The organism is Bacillus sp. B4EP4a (assembly GCF_006680105.1).
GTDB classification, from domain to species: Bacteria; Bacillota; Bacilli; order Bacillales; family DSM-1321; genus Peribacillus; species Peribacillus simplex_E.
This window is the reverse complement of sequence record NZ_VHIK01000010.1, coordinates 26,641-45,118: the sequence shown is the minus strand read 5'-3', so window position 1 is coordinate 45,118 and position 18,478 is coordinate 26,641. Positions and strand designations below refer to the sequence as shown.

Genomic DNA, 18,478 nt, shown 5'->3' with positions numbered 1-18,478 from the left:
ATATATATGGAAACAACTATTGCTGTTAAGGAAAGGTTAATTGAGGAAAAGCTTATAGGATTTTGGAAAGAGATTTTAGAACAAGAAACTATAGGTACAGATTCCAACTTCTTTGACTTAGGAGGGAATTCCCTTTTAGCCATGCAATTCATTCAAATGGTGAAGAATAACATGGGAGTGAGATTACCAATCAAAGTGATGTTCGAACAATCAACCATCCAGGAACTATCCGTACTCATCAAACAATTGGATGATATTAATAAGTTAGGTTGAATGGAAAAGAATTGAGGTGTTTTTCTATGAACAGGATAATCAGTGAAACGGAAGATAGGCTATTAAACTTGATTTCAGTTGTTATCGAACCTTTTGAAATATCACTAATGGAGGACATGAATGAATCACTAAGCACAAATGAAAAAAAAGATGAGTTCTTGTCTTCGATAAAACGGGAGTTTGGTATTCAATTAACACCGGAAATCATTTCAAGTCAATGGAATATAGAAAAGCTGGCAAGTTTTCTGGACATGCTTATCAGCATGAGGGAAGTCGAGGTAAATCAGCCTTATAAACGTGGGAAAAGTGAAGGGATGCTATCTCATAATCAAGATCGAATGTATCTGTTTGACAGCCTGAATGAAAGGAAAATGCTCTATAATATGCCATTTAAATTCATTTTAAATGGAGTAGTGGACATTGATGACCTGCAACAGGCATTAGATTTCATGATTGAACGCCATGAAACTTTGCGAACCAATTTCAAAGGTGAAGAACATCAAATCCTTCAATTCTTATCAAAAAAAAGCAGAAACATAATTGCCTATGAAGACTGTCGGGAAGTAGATCCCGAAGTCAGTAATATAATGGTCACCTCCCATCTTACTGAAGAAATGGAAAGATGTTTCGACCTGGAAAATGATCATTTATTTAATATGAAACTATTTCGAATTGACGAAGAAAAACATTATTTAGTATGCAATTTTCACCATATCATTTTTGATGGAGTATCGTTTGTCACCTTTTTCGAAGAGTTAATGGAGATTTATGAAAGAATTCAAACGGGCAAGGTTGGGGATATTCCTCCTCTGGACATGCAATATTTAGATTATGCTGTCTGGCATAAGGAGTGGGTCAAGGAAAGTACGCCAAGCCAAAGGAGGTTTTGGGAAAGTTATTTAGATCAAGAGGAAGAAGCATTGGAACTTCCATTTGACTTTCAACGTCCAAAATCACCTTCATACTCAGGTGGAAGAATGGAAATGGCGATAACGGGTGAACTCCGTGTATTGATAGACAGGATTTTAAAGGAGAATGGCACGACTTTATATGCTTTTATGATGACCGCCTATCAAGTGTTTTTAAGTCAATATACCGGGAAGAATCAAATCATTGTCGGGAGTACCGTGGCAAACCGCGGCCAGCTAGAATTTGCCAGGACAGTTGGATGTTTTGTCAATACTCTGCCATTGAAGCTGACCGTGGATGCCACAGAATCATTTCATGAAATATTGAACCGAAATCGTAAAGTGATTTTGGATGTATTGGAACATCAGGCCTTTCCATTTGAAAAAATCGTTGAAATCATTAATCCGGACAGGGATCTCAGCCATTCCCCATTGTTCCAAACAGCATTGGCAATGGAAGAAAGCTTTGATGGGAACTTTAGCAATTCATTCTTCACTCTTGAACAAGACAAATTCGAAATTCCTTATTCAAATTATGACCTGACAATAAAAGTAAAAGGTTCCCATAACCTAATCCTAGAGTTTGAGTATTCCGATGAACTTTTCAGACGGGAAACAATTGAAAGACTCATGTTGAGTTTTGAAAAATGGTTATTCCAAATTTGCAGAAATGCAAATAAACCTATACGTCATTTGGAGCATTTAGATGACAATCAAATGAATCAATTGTTATTTGAGTGGCAAGGTGAGGTTTCGAATGCACATCAAAATGAGACGATCACCTCCATATTCGAAAGAATCGTTAAGAAGCATTCAAAGAAATTAGCCGTTGCTGATAATGGTAAGTCCATTACCTATTCGGAATTAGATCAACGATCAAATGTGATTGCGAAATTGCTTAGGAATAATATCGAAAATGGCTCCAATAAGGTGGGGCTGCATGTAAACAGATCGATTGATATGGTGATAGGCATGTTGGGAATCATTAAAGCCGGATGTGCATATGTTCCGCTTGATCCTATGCTGCCAGCTGAAAGATTGGAATATATCATTAATGATTCGAAAATGGATATATGCATTACGAATCAAGTTGAGGTTCCAGCCATAAAAAAAATAGCTAAAGTGATTAATCTTGAATCCGTCCATTACGTGGATACCGAGTGCTGTAACGAATCGATTGCACCTTCCGACCTGGCTTACATAATTTATACTTCGGGAACGACAGGAAAACCTAAAGGTGTCATGTTATCCCATAGAGGAGTAGTGAATTTAATAAAAAGTCAAAACAAGTACTTACAACTTGTTGAGACCTCTAGGGTATTACAATTTGCAACTTTTAATTTTGACGCTTCTATCTATGAGATTTTTGGAAGCTTATTAAATGGTGCAGAGCTGCATATCGGGAATAATAAGGAGGAAATGTTTGATTTATTCGCGTTGGAATATCAAATCAAAAGTGAAAAGTTAACCCACCTAGTATTGCCGCCTGCAGTTTTGCAAGAGCTCAATATAGAGGGATCTGATGTGAAATTCGTTGGTTCAGCCGGATCTGAATGTCCAATAGCTTTGCTGGATCGCTATCGAAATATAAACTTTTATAATGCCTACGGTCCAACGGAATATTCAGTATGGACCACGATTGAAATGTTTAAAGCATTCGAAAACAATGAGACTGCTAATAATAAAGTATCGATAGGCAAACCTATCCTGAATACTGACGTCTATTTACTAAGTCCGGAGCAAAGACTTGTCCCGATAGGTGCCGCAGGGGAAATATATATAGGTGGTGAAGGGTTAGCTGTTGGCTATGTGAATAATGATGATTTAACAAAAGAAAAGTTCATTGAACATCCTTTTAAATCTGGAAAGCGTTTATATCGCAGCGGCGACCTTGCAAAATTCACGAGCGATGGTGAGTTGATTTTTCTGGGGCGTAAAGATAATCAAGTAAAAATAAGAGGTTTCCGAGTGGAAGTTGATGAGATTTCGGTCAATCTCAATGCGTATCCGCAAGTAAGTGACTCATTCATTAAGATTCAGGATCAGCCAAACTTAAATAAACAAATAATCGCTTATTTCACATCCAAACAACAAGTTGATCATGACCACTTAAAAGCATTTTTAAAAGAGAGATTACCAAGTTACATGATTCCTTCATTCTTTATGCAAGTGGACAAATTTCCGTTAAATGCAAATGGGAAAATTGATTCAGCGCTTCTTCCGGTACCCGTAACTAGAAGCAATACAGTGGAAGAACCTGAGACGGTCAATGAGAAAGTGCTTCTTCGGATTTTTAAGACTGTCTTAGGGTTGGATGACATAAGTATCCGAGATAACTTTTTTGAACTTGGCGGCGATTCCATTCAGAGCATTCAAATATGTTCTCTAGCAAGGCAGGAAAATATAATCATCAGTCCAAAATCTATTTTTGAAAATCAAACGGTAGCAGAGCTGGCAGCGATCGCGAAAACCGAAAATAAGGTCATGATTCAACCTATAGCCACTAGAGGGAATGTGGAACTGACCCCCATCCAAGAATGGTTCTTTGCAGAACACACGACTTCCATCAATCATTGGAACCAGTCCATTGTTTTTAGTAAAGATTCCTGTGCTCAAATGGAGGACATTGAAAAAATTCTATCTCATATCGTGGAACATCATGAGGGATTGTTAACCCTATTTAAAAAACATGACAATAAATATATCGGGAATATAGACTCAGAACACAAAACATGGGAGTTAGTCTATAAGGATATCCATCATTTAGATGAGGAAACGCGATTAAGAGTGAGAGATGAATGGGAAAGTAAGGCTCAACGTTCATTGGACATAAGTAATGGACCGATCATGAAAATGCTTGTTTTAAAAGAACAATCAAACAAGTATCGCTTCTTTTGGGTAATCCACCATTTATTGATTGATGCAGTTTCCTGGAGAATTTTACTTGAGGATTTCAATACTCTCCATGATCAAGCTTTAAACAATCAAACAGGGAAGCTTGCTTATAAAACTTCTTCATTCAAAGACTGGTCAAACTTCTTGAAAAAATACAATGAATCGTTGATGGACCCTGAAACACTCCGTTATTGGGAACAAAAAACAAAAAGTGAAATAACAGATTTTAAGATAGCGGAAGACTTTATAGCTAAAGAAGAAAGAACGATGGAGAAATCATTCAGTGAAGAAGAAACTGAAATATTGATCCAGGAATTATCAAGGCAATCAAAAGCGACTGTAGAAGAAGTATTGTTGTCATTAATTGCAAAGAGTTTGAAAAAGTCTTTTGAAGTGAAGGACTTCTGGATGGAAGTAGAAGGGCATGGCAGGGAAATGGCGGATGAAACAATGGATGTTACTCGGACCGTTGGCTGGTTTACTGCGATGTATCCGATATTGCTGCATTCAGGAGAGACGTTTGATGACACTTTAAAAAACACGAAGAATGCTATAAGGGAAATTCCAAATAAAGGTTTTGATTATGGCGTTATCAAATATTTACGCCCTGGGGTCATTAAGGAGCCGGATATCCACGTTACTTTTAATTATTTAGGAAGATTGGACTCCCAATTTGAATCATCCAATAGCAGGGACTTTGGTGAGTTTGAAAATAAACCAAAACTCCATTTCCTGGCATTGATCCAGGACGGAAAACTATTCATAAAAATAATCTCAAAATTAGCTGAAGAAAAGATGAACTTAATAATAGAAGCTATTGGTAATGTCGTCATGGAAATCAGGGGAACTGAATTTGACCAAGCTTCTTTAATAGAAAGTGATTTTCCAGATGCGATGCTTACTGAGGAAGATTTGTTTCATATATTGAATTCCAATAAATAAGGTGATTAAGGGTTTAATAGAATGATTGCAGTCGGCAGGTATGGATGACACGAAGATAATGGAATCGGGAGGCGCAAAATTGGAGAAATCTATTCAGAATATCTACTCATTAACTCCGCTTCAAGAAGGAATCCTTTATGAACTGGAAATGAACAATACAGCAGAGAACCTTTACATTTCTCAAATGCGAATCAGGATAACGGGCGCTCTTGAAGTAAATGCATTATTCCAGGCGTGGAGTCAGGTTGTAGAACGTCATGAAGCATTAAGGATGAAGGTCATCTCTAAAAATATCGAAAACAATGTTCAGGTTGTATTCAATGCAATGGATTATCAACCAGAAATAATCGATATGACAGAGTTGAGTAAACATGATCAATTAAATGAAATTCAGAGAGTGACATCCAAATCCCAGGAGATGGATGTGAATAACTCCAATTTGATGAAACTCCAGTTAGTGAAGATCGAAGAAAATCAGTATATCTTGATTTGGACTCATCACCATATAATTTTGGATGGCTGGAGTACCAGCATAGTCATCTATGAACTCTTTGTTATTTACAGCCGAATTGTAGGAAAAGACTCCAAACGGCTTATTGATAAGCCGAAGCAATATGGAGATTTTATCCGGTATATGAATAAAATCGATGCGGAAGATCTAAACCGTTTTTGGAAAGAGCTAGCACAGGATATTGAGCAGCCGACAATCACATTCCCCGTTCTGAAGCATGTGAAGGAAAACCAGCAGGAGAATGATCTATTTTGGGAGCTGGATAAAAAACAGAGTGAGCTTTTAAGGGGATTTGCCGCTAAAAACCATGTAACGATTAATGTATTATTGCAGTTAATTTGGTCGATCGTCCTAAAGGAAATGTCCAATCAAAATAGAATAGTCTTTGGAATTGTAAGCTCTGGCAGGTCGAATAACTTATTCAAATCCGAAGAAATTGTTGGGCTGCTCATTAATACGATTCCGATGATAGCTGAAATGAACGATACAGATAGCATTACTGATTTACTGAAACGGTTCCAGGAAACATTAAACAATATGCTCGATTACTCTCAAATTTCTTTAGTGGATATTAAAAGGCATACGAAATTAAAGAAGGAAGATCCGATTTTCGAAACTTTATTTGTTTATGAAAATTATCCGGAAGCGAAAAATGAAGGGTTTGATATTAACTGGGAAATCGAAGGAGGAAAAGAGACACATAGCTTTCCATTATCATTACAAGCCCAGGATAATAAAGAAACGATTAAATGCAAATTGTATTTTAATTCCTGCTTCATAGAGCGTTCACTAGTAAATGATATCCATTCAGCCTTCATGCAGATTGCCCATCAAATTACAAAAGTACAGCAAATTGACGAAATATATGTCGATGTTGATTTTTCAAAACTAAAAAATAATGTGAGTAAGAACCATCAAGCAACAAGTGACCATGCGATCACATCCACATCCGTTAATCAAGAACTTAAAGAAATATGGCAAGAGTTTTTCTTGAACAGTGAGATTAATGAGGATTCTGATTTCTTTCAATTGGGCGGGCATTCGATAACAGCCATGAAATTGGTATCTAAAATTAATAAAAGACTTGATGGGAATATGAAATTAGCCGATTTGTTTGAAAATCCTACATTGAAATTGCTAAGTCATAAGATCTTTCCGGAAGTGAATACGCCTCCGAAAGATGAAACGGAAGTAGTTTCATCTTTTGTGGAAAAGACATTTTTGGAAGTCTTATCAACAAGTCAAATCGATAAAGATGCTGATTTTTTTGAAGTGGGCGGACACTCGATTTTAGCCATGAAGTTATTGACGAAATTAAACAAAGAATACAATCAAATTCTAACCTTGAAAAATATTTTTCAAAATTCAACAATCGATTCGTTGACGGCCTTCATCATTAATGAAATTTCAGAACATGACATTGAGCACATTGAAGCGCAACAAAAAGGTCATGTTTTATCCAGTAACCAAGAGGCTTTGTGGTTCAACGAAAAACTCAATGGTAAGACAATCAATTATAATATCCCTCAGAAATATAAAATTACTGGTGCAGTGGATACTTCAATACTGGAAAAATCAGTAAATCATGTCGTTAATAGACATGAGATTTTAAGGACCACCGTCCGTGAAAATGCCGGGAAAGGCTACCAGGAGATCAAGGAAGATTTGTACATTAAAATAGATGAAATCGACCTCTCTGCGTTAAAGCCCGAACAGCAAACGATTCGTATGCTGCAAATTGAAGAAGATGTCCAATCGGAAATCTTTGAAATGGAAAAAGGTCCTCTCATGACAGTGAAACTGGTTAAATTGAGCGAAAAAGAGTCTGTTTTATTTGTGAATCTCCACCATTTCATATTTGACGGATGGTCAGTGAGTATATTTTTAGACGAATGGTTATCTTTTTATGACAGTGAAGTGAATGAAAAGGAACTTATCCTTGGAAACGACTTTAAACAATATAAGGATTTTGCCATTGAGCAGAAAAGCTGGCTAGAACATAACATTAAAGAAGAATCGCTATTTTGGAAAACAAACTTATCTGGGGAATTACCTAAATTGGAGCTTCCTTTAGATACGATACGTACAAAAGAAAATAGCACCGATGGCAGTAGTTTCATAGTGGAACTAACAAGTGAAGAGCTCCAAGGTTTAAAACGGATGTCCCTTGAAAAAAACTCGACATTATTCATGACACTGCTAACGATGTACCAGTCTTTTCTAGCAAAATATACAGGTCAAAACGATATCATCGTCGGAAGTCCTTTGGCGAATAGAATGATTGAAGGAACAGAAAAATCGATAGGTTATTTTGTCAATACACTGCCCTTTAGATTAAAGCTGGGACTTGAGGAAACATTCGAAGAGATTCTTGAAAGAAATACAAACCATATCATCGACATCTATGACCATCAGCAAATGACATTGGAGAAAATTGTTGAAGTCATTAATCCTGAAAGAAATTTAGCAAGCACTTCATTATTTCAAACCGTCTTCATTTTACAAAATAATGCCAAAGCTTCATTTGAAAGTGAATACATAAAGATAACGCCTGAAGTAATAAAATCAAAGGCAGCAAAATTCGATTTGAGTTTAGCTGCAGAAGAATATGAGGATAAGCTTTTATTCGCTTTTGAGTATAATTCAGGGATCTTCAATGAACAAACCATTCAATTATTAGCTGAAAATTTCTTAGAGTGGATTAGGAAAATTACCTATCAGCCTGAACGATCGATTGACAAGGTATCCGTCGTGAGTAAGAGGCAGGAAAAAGTATTATTGGAAGAATGGCAGGGAGAAACCATTCGTTTTGAGGGGATCAATGACACAATCCCAGAAGCCTTCCATAAAATTGTTGAGCGGTTTCCTGATAAGATAGCCATTGTTGATGGTCCGAGAACCATTACATATCGCGAATTGAATGATAAGAGCAATCGACTCTCACACTATTTACTAAGCAAAGGGATTTCTAAAGAAGAAAGAATCGGAATTTATATGAATCGATCAATTGATATGGTGACAGGGATGTTGGCAGTAATTAAAGCTGGTGCTGCGTATGTTCCATTGGATCCTCATTATCCTGATGAACGATTAAGCTACATGGTGAAGGATTCGTCCATTTCCTATTGCTTGAGTCACAAAGAACTCGGAAAGAATGGTTTGATTGACTCATCCAAAATAATATATTTTGAAGATATTGAAAAAGAATCGGATTTGTTATTGGAAACGAATCTTCACATTGCGGATCAGAGAGACTTAGCATATGTCATTTATACCTCGGGAACGACAGGCAGGCCAAAAGGAGTAATGTTAGAACATAGAGGAATCATTAACTTAGTTTATAACCAAAATGAAATGATGTGTTTGGATACATCAGCTAAAGTGCTGCAATTCGCTACGTTTAATTTTGATTCATCCGTCATAGAGATTTTCAGCACACTATTATTCGGTGCCGAGCTGCATATAAGTGTAGATAAAGAAAATCAATTTGACATGAGTAAACTTGTTGAACAAATTAAGCGTGAAGGAATTTCTCATATCATTTTACCGCCTGCTGTATTGAAAGAACTGCCAATCATTGAATTGAGCACGATTAAAGTGTTGGGATCTGCAGGTTCTGAATGTCCAGTTGAGCTCGTTTCAAAGTTTAAACATATATCGTTTTTCAATGGCTACGGGCCTACGGAATATTCGGTATGTACAAGTTTTAAAATGTTTCCCCCGAATGAGGATGTTACAGATGAATTCGTTGTTTCGATCGGGAAGCCTCTGACCAACACGGTCGTACTTGTGTTGGATGAAAACCGGAAACTAGTGCCGGCAGGGTCAGTTGGTGAACTTTACGTTGGAGGAATTGGGTTAGCAAGGGGATATTTGAATAATGAGAGTCTGACAAATGAAAGATTCATATCCAATCCATTCAACCCTGCCGAAAATGTATACAGAACTGGGGATTTAGTTAAGCATAACAAAGCTGGGGAATTAGTTTATATAGGCAGGGCGGACGATCAAGTGAAAATAAGGGGATACCGTGTTGAACTATCGGAGGTTAATGTTTCATTACGAAAAATAGCAGAAATCAAGGATAGTTATGTAACGGTAATGGAAGATGGATTTGAGAATAAAAGGCTAATTGCTTATTATACGGTGAATGATGAGGTTTCGATAGATTCAATCAGAAGACGATTGAAAGATACACTGCCTGCTTTCATGATTCCTGCTCATTTTATGCAACTGGATAAATTTCCTTTGACGCCGAATGGAAAAGTTGATCGGAAATCCCTGCCGAAATGGACGGAACAGTTGAATGAGAGGAAGGAAAAAGTGCTGGATGTGCAAGATTTGTCCAAAACTGAAACAGAGCTGCTGACAATCTGGAGAAATGTTTTAAACGATCCCACTATAGGACCGGAAGATAACTTTTTTGAATGTGGCGGTGATTCAATCATCAGTATTCAAATATGCTCTGCCGCAAAAGAAAAAGATTTATTTATAACTCCTAAAGATTTATTTGAATTTCAAACGGTCCGTGAGCTAGGGAATATTGTAAATGAGCTGGAGCAAAAACAAGTGGTTCAAGAAACGGTATCAGGTTATGTCCCGTTGACGCCTATTCAATCTTGGTTTTTTAATGAAAATCATGAGAATATCCATCATTGGAATCAGTCAGTCGTTTTGATGAAGGATAATACGTTGACGACTGAACAATATAAAAAAATCATCATGAAATTAATTGATCAGCACGACGTTTTAAGGACTTTATTTGAAAAACATGGTGATTCATATATTGGCAATATTTCAAATGCTGATACAGCTTGCAGTTTTCATGAGTATCATGTTTCAAGTTTTAAAGATGAAAAAAGCTTGAAGGAAATTAATGAGCTAAAAGAAAACGCCCAACAAAGTTTAAATATACACAATGGCCCTTTGATGAAGTTCCTTCTATTCAGGGATCAAAGGGAGGTAAGGGTTTTTTGGGTGATTCATCACCTAGTGGTTGATGGTGTTTCGTGGAGGATACTTCTTGAACATTTCGAAAGGTGCTATCAACAGATAAAGAATGAACAAGAACCATCACTGCCTTTAAAAACGACTTCTTATAAACAATGGTCCGAGAAACTAAACGAATACAAGAACACTGACCTATCAGAAGAGGCCGTTCAATATTGGGAAAAGGAAATAAATGTTCCAGTATCTCCGCTAACGGAAGACTTAGGAGAAACGTGTGATTTTGAAAACATGTATAAAATACAAGTGAATGAGGCCCAAACTCAAAACCTCATTAAAAATACTTTAAGAAAACATAAAACGACGATTGATGAAGTTTTATTATCCGTTATCGCACATGCACTTTCCAATCGAATGGGAATCAATGAATTTTGGCTCGATTTGGAAGGGCATGGAAGAGAGGGTATTGAGGATGATATTGATTTATCAAGGACGGTAGGGTGGTTCACCTCGATTTATCCAGTAAGGATTAAAGGAATGGCGACTTTGGGCTCAACCTTGAGAAATACAAAAAACATATTAAGAAATGTGCCAAACAAAGGGTTTGACTTTGGAATCCTGAAGTATATTTCCAATCGGAATCATAACTATCCAGATAGCCTTGTGAGTTACAACTATCTAGGTCAGTTTAATAACACTGGTGATATGGAACAAACCAATAGCAGCAATATCGATTTGAACTATAAATTTCCATATAAACTCAATTTTGTCGCCAGCATCGTAAACAATAGACTCATGCTGAATATTATTGGCGATAGCAGCAATGAAAACTTCCGAATGATATGTAAAGAAGTTGAAGTACACTTAAACAAAATTTTAAGTGGAAGTGCAGATTTGAATGACTCTATTGTCGAAACGGATTTTGAAGCTGAGAAAATAGTCGATGGAAGCACGATCACCCATTTCATTAATAAGTTTAATAACATTGAAGAGATTTACCCAGTGACATCACTTCAAGAAGGAATGTTATTCCATAGCGAAGTAACCCAAAGTCCTGAATATATTTCACAGCTATCCATTGATTTAGTAGGTGATCTGGACTTGGTTAAATTAGAAGAAGCCTGGAATGAAACCTGCAGAAAATACGACGTTCTAAGATCCGTTTTCAGGCGCAATCAATTGGGGGACCGTTATCAAATCATACTTAATGACATTTATTATGTGTTTAATCATGTGGATCTAACGATGTTTAGTGAAGACGAGTCAGAATCCAAACTAGAAAACCTTTTAGAGCATAGCAAAAACAGACAAACGGATTTAGAGAATGGCCCGCTCATGAACATCACTTTGATTCAGCTATCGGATCATCGCTATAAATTCATATGGACACATCATCATGCTTTAATAGATGGCTGGAGCCTGCAAATTGTCATTAATCATTTTTTGGATAATTACCGAAACCCATCCAATACGACGAAAGACAGGGATGAACATAAGAATGCTTATAAACAAGTCATGAATCATGTCAGGAATATTAATAAACAGGAAGAAGCAGCTTTTTGGAATAAAGAATTGAGGGATTTCGAACAAGTAAAAGCACTAGTGAGTAATAAAACGGATAAGGTAGCTTTTACATCGGATAAAGTTATTGAGTATAGCTTACCTGAAGAGCTTACCGAAAGATTAATAGAATTATCCAAGCGTCATAGAAAGACCATTAATACCGTTGTTCAAGGAGTTTGGAGCATCGTTTTATCCTACCTCAGTGAAAGCGACTCAGTATGCTATGGGGTGACAAGCTCAGGAAGGAACCTCAGCATTCCGCATATTGAATCAGCTGTAGGCTTATTGATCAATACTCTGCCATTCTCTTTGAAAATCGATTGGGATGATGATGTACAATCCTATCTAACTGCTATTCAAAACAAGCAATTACAAATGAGAGAGTATGAGTTCAGTTCACTTACGGATATAAAGAGATACGCTGAAATTCCATGGGATAAGGAATTATTCCAACATATATTTGTATTCGAAAATTATCCGAGCACAGAACTGGCAGAGGATTCGCAAATCATGATCGAAAATTCAGTTGGAAGTGAATCGACCAATTTTGATCTTACGTTCTCTGCGGCTGTAGTGCAATCCAAGCTGCACTATAAAATCATTTATAAAGAAAGTAAATTCGATGAAAATGAAATTTTACGTTTTATGGATTCCATGCAGGAAATATTCTTAAAACTAACAGAAGATGAAACAATACTATCTATTGGTAAATTAATAAATCACTTGAAAGTTGGGGCCCGATGATAAGTAAATCGATGACGACGAATAAATTGATGTCAATAACTGAAGCTTTTATAAAAATCGTGGAAGATAATCAGTCAAAAGCGGCACTTTGTGAAAATGACAGGCAAATTACTTTTAAAGAATTAGATATTCTTTCAGATAATCTTGCTAAAAGGATCATTGATTTGGGGATTCAAGAAGAAACAATGATCGGGATTCCAAGCAAAAGGTCCATTGAACTGATCATCGGGATGCTTGCGATAATAAAGTCAGGCTGTTGTTATGTTCCGATAGACGAAAAGTACCCATTAAAAAGATTGGAATATATGATTGCAGATACGGATATGAATTTCTTCTTATCGTTTAATGGCCAAGAAGGGAAGCTCTGTGAATTGGATATTGAACCAATTCCATTTGAGATTAATGAATTAAGCAAGGAAGGGCACATTCCCGTTAACCGTTCTTCGGAGAATGGTCTCGCGTATGTTATCTATACATCAGGAACGACTGGAAAGCCGAAAGGTGTGATGATAGAGCATAAGAGTGTAGTCAATTTAGTATTGAACTCTGAAATACTTGAAATAAACGAAAATAATAGAGTGGCTCAATTTTCCAACCCGTGCTTTGACGCCGCAACTTTTGAGATATGGGGAGCTTTATTGAATGGCGCAACTTTATTCTTGATGTCGAATGAGTTCACTTCTTTTGATGATTGGAAAGAAGCGATATCCATTGGAAAGGTGGATGCTGCTTTTTTTACGACAGGTCTTTTCAATGCAATGGTTGATGAGGATCCATTAATTTTTGAGGGATTAAAGAAAATTGTGGTTGGCGGAGATAAAATCTCGGTTTCCCATGTGAGAAGATTGAAGCAAACAATCGGTCATTTTTCCTTGATTAATGGGTATGGACCAACTGAATGCACGACTTTTGCCATTTGCCATGAGGTCGAAGACAAAGATGCAGATGTTATTCCCATTGGAAAGCCATTGAGCAATGTAGAAATCAAGATTCTATCTGAAGAACAAGTAGAGGTAGAGGATGGGGAAATAGGCGAGATCTACATTGGCGGTCAAGGGGTCATGAGAGGCTATCTAAATCAGCCGCAATTAACGGAACAAGCTTTGCTCATGAATGATTTGAATCAGGCGAAGTGGTACAAAACAGGTGATCATGGCGTCCGGTTACACAATGGTGAAATTCTGTACAAAGGCCGAAAAGACAGTCAAGTGAAAATTCGCGGCTTTAGAATTGAACTGAATGAAATTCAGGAAAAGCTTGATAAATACATGAAGATTGAAAGTTCAGTAGTTGCTGTTAAAAACATCAATGATGAGAATTATGTTATCGCTTATTACAAACATAAAGATGAAAAAGCGGAAAACGCTGAAAAGGATATTAAAGATTATCTGAGCAATGAATTGCCGAATTATATGATTCCCCATTTTTTTGTCAGGGTAGATGAGTTCCCGCTTAATGCCAACGGTAAAGTGGATAAAGACAAATTATTGGAAATGGATATCATGCAAAATAAAACTGCCTTAGCCAATCAAGAAACTGGAAAGAAAAAAGAAGTATTGGAGATTTGGAGAAATGTATTAGGAAATCCAAGTCTAGGATTGGACGACAACTTCTTTGAAAATGGAGGCCATTCCATTTTAGCTACAAAACTGGTCTATGTAATGAAGGAAACCGTACTTCCTGAGGCCACTTTACAAATATTATTGGAAAATAACACAGTCAATAAATTTGTTGAGGCACTTGAAGCCGAATCAGCTGGCAGCATGGAAGCAGTGATGGAGAAGGATTCCATGCTCGCTCCAGCGTTGATGGAGAAAATAAGGGAAATATCCACTAAACCAGTTGAAATTGAAAAAAATATGATGATTACAGGTGGAACAGGGTTTTTAGGGGCACATCTATTAAATAAATTGTTACTGGAATTGGAGGATGTCAAAATCTATTGTTTGGTTAGATTTCCTTCAAGAAATAGATTGAAAGATACCTTAATGAAATACGGTCTTTGGCAGGATGATTTCGTAAGTAGAATCGTTGTAATTGAAGGGGATCTTAGTAAACATCAATTTGGTTTGGATGATATGACATATGAGAAAATAAGCAATGATGTTTCTCATGTGTATCATGTCGGTGCCGAAACGAATTTCTTCGAGCCATATAGCAAATCAAAGATTTCGAATGTGAATGGTGTAGTGGAAATCATTAAGTTTGCTTCATCATACACTCGGAAAAACATTCATTATGCCTCAACGCTTTCTGTCTTGACCGGCGAAAGGAAATGGGACGAGGAAGACGAATTGGTTTACTCCCCCGATTTAATGATCGGGTACAGCCAGTCCAAATGGGTTGCCGAGAAATTGCTTCTTCAAGCAAGGGAACATGGACTGACAATCGATATTTTCCGATTAGGCAGGATTTCATCTAATTCAAACGGGGTTTGGAACGAGAAGGATATGTTGTACAAGGTTTTTGAATCATTTATTGAACAAAGGATATTGCCATTTAAAGAGGAAATTCATTTTGAATTGATGCCAGTCGACTTTGTAAGTGAGTTCATTTACAAAATATCAAGATTGAATGAGAATCAGAAGCTCGGGATCTATCATATGTTCAATGATCAGAGGGTTTCAAGTGAATTCGTGACCGCCTTCTTCGAAAAAAATGAAATACCTTACTCCAACATGGATTTGGAAGAATGGTTACAATCATTAAAAGAAAAGACACAATCTAACGAGATTCATTCATTAAGTGCTTTGTCCCAGTTAATTGATGAATCAACAAAATTAAAAGAGTCGGAAATCCTGCAATCCAAAACCAAGGAGGAAATGGAATTGCTATCAATGAAAATGCCGGAAATCGATTCAGGGTATGTTGAAAGCTTTATGAAGTTCATGCTGAAATAATCGATCATGGAGAAGGGGGATGGAAGGGCTGAAGAAGACACTTTTTTGTTTCCCTTATGCCGGGGGAAGTGCATCTTTTTATAGAGAATGGAAATTTGATAATGATGTGATAGAGGTAATCCCGCTGGAATACCCAGGACATGGCAGTAAATATAGTGAACCATTGTGTGACCATATGGCGGATTTGACGGATATATTAATGAAAGAAATGGAAACGAAGCATCAAATGGATACACTGGGAAGCATCTCTTTGTTTGGACATAGCATGGGTGCGATCGTAGCCTTTGAAATTGCAGCAAAATTAGAAGAGAGAAATGCTAAAAAAGTAGAGCATATATTCATTTCAAGTAAATCGTCTCCAAATTATAAAGTAGACCAAATCGATTGCTCTAATGCAAAACATTTAAAACGATCGCTTGAAAAAATCGGGGGAACGAACAAGGAACTCCTAGAAACCGAAGATTTCATGAATATATTCCTTCCGATAATCCAGTCGGACTTGAATGTTTTAGCCAACTATCACCATGAAAAAAAACGCGATAAAAAGGTGGGAAATAAAGCCGTTTTGCTATTGGGCTCGGATGATACCGTGACGAAGGAAAGTATCGAAAGCTGGAATGAATACATTGCACATATTGAAGGATTGCATATATTAAAGGGTGATCATTTCTATATAAAGCAAAACCAGTCTATCGTTTTAAAAATCATTCAAGAGTATTTACTCAATAGTCGTTGTGAAGTTCTGATTTAAGGTTGCGGACTGTCTTGAATACAACCGAAATTTGTTCCGCCAATTAGTTTCAGAAGTCAAAAAAATTTAATATAATGTGAGTTTGGAATTATCCGCTTGGATAAGCATGAAACCCGATCTTCATCTAAAAAGGACTGATTTATTCAGTCCTTTGATACTGTAGATAGACTCAATGAAAATCGAGTATATCTACAGTTTTTTATTGGTTTTAGAATTTGGACGTTGATTTCCACTCCAGGCACTCGCTTTCCGCGGGCGGTCCGGGAGCCTCCTCGGCTTGCGCCTGCGGGGTCTCCTCTAGACGCGCTATTCCCGCAGGAGTCTCGCACCTTCCATTCCAATCACCTTAACTTAGAAAAATTAAAAAAGTTCCAGTTGATTTCATAAATCCGCTACCTTTTCGCCGACTGTCTGCCAAGCCTCGTCAAAGTAAACGTCTGTGGGGACTCGGCTAGCCAGTTATTCGGCAGGAGTGTCGTAAATTTCTTCAATCACTCCATATAAAAAAGTAAAAAAACATGAAGGATGACCAAGTCATTTTCAGGGTTCGGGGTGAGACTAACCGAACCTCTTTTTAAATATGGGAATGGAAATTGAGAGGCCGTTCCGTGCTTCAGAGTCGACAAACGTCGATGCAGATCGATTAAATGAGAAACATCGCGACTATCGTAGTGACTGCCAAACCAATGGTTACCGGAAGCAGATTCCGGCGGGCAAGTTCAAAGGGACTGACGTTACATATTGCAGCGGCTGGTATCAATGCCCATGGAATCAGGGTACCTCCGCCAACCCAAATCGCGGTTATTTGCCCGAGTGCAGTCAAGGTGGCGGTTCCGCTTCCGATTGCCGTTCCAAATAGTTTGGCGACAGATCCGGCTAAAGAAATGCCTGAGAAGCCCGATCCATCCAAGCCAGTGATGGCACCGATTCCCGTTAATGTGACGGCGGCTATTTCTTTCGTTAAAGGAACGGAGGCCGCTAAGGCGGCACCGAGGTCATTGACGATGCCAAGTGATGTTTTTGGTAAGTAGTCACCGATGATCTGATTGAATCCAGAATCACCTAAATAGAAGAATGCGGCGATTGGAATCACAGGTCCGAATACTTTGAAGCCAAATTGAAAACCCTGAATCAAATAGGCCGTTGATTTTTCAAGTCCTTGCTGTTTATGTGCGACAAGGGATAAAATCAGCAAAATGAAAACGGCTGTACCGCCAACCAACGCCGTGGCATCTCCGCCTTGCAACTTCAAAACCGACAATGCCACAACATCCAACAGAAAGGCAATCGGAATGAAAACGGCAAAAAACTTCTTTTGTCCCAGTGTGAGCAGATCTTCACTAATTGTCTGATCTGGGATGATTCCCTCATTATCCGCAGCCTTGATTCTTCCAAGCTTCATATCCCGCTTTAAAAGGATAAAGGCGGAGATGGTGGTGACGACCCCCATTGTAATGACAAGGGGAATGCTCGCAGCGATGACATCACCGACTGGTATGGAAGCGGCATCCCCCGTTAGTTTAGGAGCAGCTTGAATGATGAAATCCCCTGATAATGCTATTCCGTGACCAAAAAGGTTCATCGCCATCGCCACGCCAAGAGCAGGTAAACCAGCCCGTAAGGCAACGGGAAGCAGAACCGCCCCAAGTAAGGCAACGGCAGGTGATGGCCAGAAGAACCAGGAGATTATCATCATGACGATTCCAATTACCCAAAAGGCAAGTGTAGGATTCTTAATGAATTTCGCAAACGGTGCAATCATGACATCATTAATGCCGGACCTCGTTAAAACCGTGCTCATGGCAACGATGATTGAAATGATTAAAATCGTGGACATTAATTCCGTAATTGCGAAAATGAAGCTGTTGAATATCCCGCTTACGGATGAGGCTAAACTGCCTGTAGCCACTAAAGCCAAAAGGAAAATCCCAATTATGCAGATGAGGGTAGTATCACGACGTTTTACCATAAACCCGATTATCAATGCAATAAATACAACATAAATCCAATGGAGTGCCGTTAATTCCATCTCCATGATCCGTCC

The 18,478-nt window shown here is 37.8% G+C and carries 6 protein-coding genes and 1 pseudogene; 6 read left to right on the top strand and 1 reads right to left on the bottom strand.

What is annotated here, in order from left to right:
• The first annotated feature begins 6 nt into the window (after positions 1–6).
• The 6 genes and pseudogenes from FNK51_RS04935 to FNK51_RS04915 all read left to right on the top strand — a co-directional run bounded on the left by FNK51_RS04935 (position 7) and on the right by FNK51_RS04915 (position 16,434).
• The gene (locus tag FNK51_RS04935; RefSeq protein ID WP_098370559.1) at positions 7–273 is read left to right on the top strand and encodes a phosphopantetheine-binding protein; all 267 of its coding nucleotides are present in this window, start codon (positions 7–9) and stop codon (positions 271–273) included.
• A 26-nt stretch (positions 274–299) separates the two neighbouring features.
• Positions 300–5,018, top strand: a complete 4,719-nt coding sequence (locus FNK51_RS04930) for a non-ribosomal peptide synthetase (RefSeq protein ID WP_141992617.1) — start codon at positions 300–302, stop codon at positions 5,016–5,018.
• A 79-nt stretch (positions 5,019–5,097) separates the two neighbouring features.
• Positions 5,098–12,783, top strand: coding sequence for a non-ribosomal peptide synthetase (locus tag FNK51_RS04925; protein ID WP_181762185.1), 7,686 nt, complete (start codon positions 5,098–5,100; stop codon positions 12,781–12,783).
• Positions 12,780–14,063 (top strand): annotated as a pseudogene (locus FNK51_RS27725) (amino acid adenylation domain-containing protein); the annotation flags it as partial. The gene FNK51_RS04925 and the pseudogene FNK51_RS27725, both read left to right, overlap by 4 nt.
• Complete coding sequence (locus tag FNK51_RS27720) at positions 14,052–15,683, top strand: thioester reductase domain-containing protein (protein WP_483296111.1); 1,632 nt, start codon at positions 14,052–14,054, stop codon at positions 15,681–15,683. The pseudogene FNK51_RS27725 and the gene FNK51_RS27720, both read left to right, overlap by 12 nt.
• 19 nt (positions 15,684–15,702) lie before the next feature.
• Positions 15,703–16,434 carry a thioesterase II family protein gene (locus FNK51_RS04915; protein ID WP_141992614.1) on the top strand — a complete coding sequence of 244 codons (732 nt, stop codon included), beginning with the start codon at positions 15,703–15,705 and terminating at the stop codon, positions 16,432–16,434.
• 643 nt (positions 16,435–17,077) lie between these two features.
• Here FNK51_RS04915 and FNK51_RS04910 read toward each other — a convergent pair.
• Entirely contained in the window at positions 17,078–18,469 is a 1,392-nt protein-coding gene (locus FNK51_RS04910) for a hypothetical protein (RefSeq protein ID WP_141992613.1), read from the bottom strand.
• Positions 18,470–18,478: the final 9 nt, after the last annotated feature.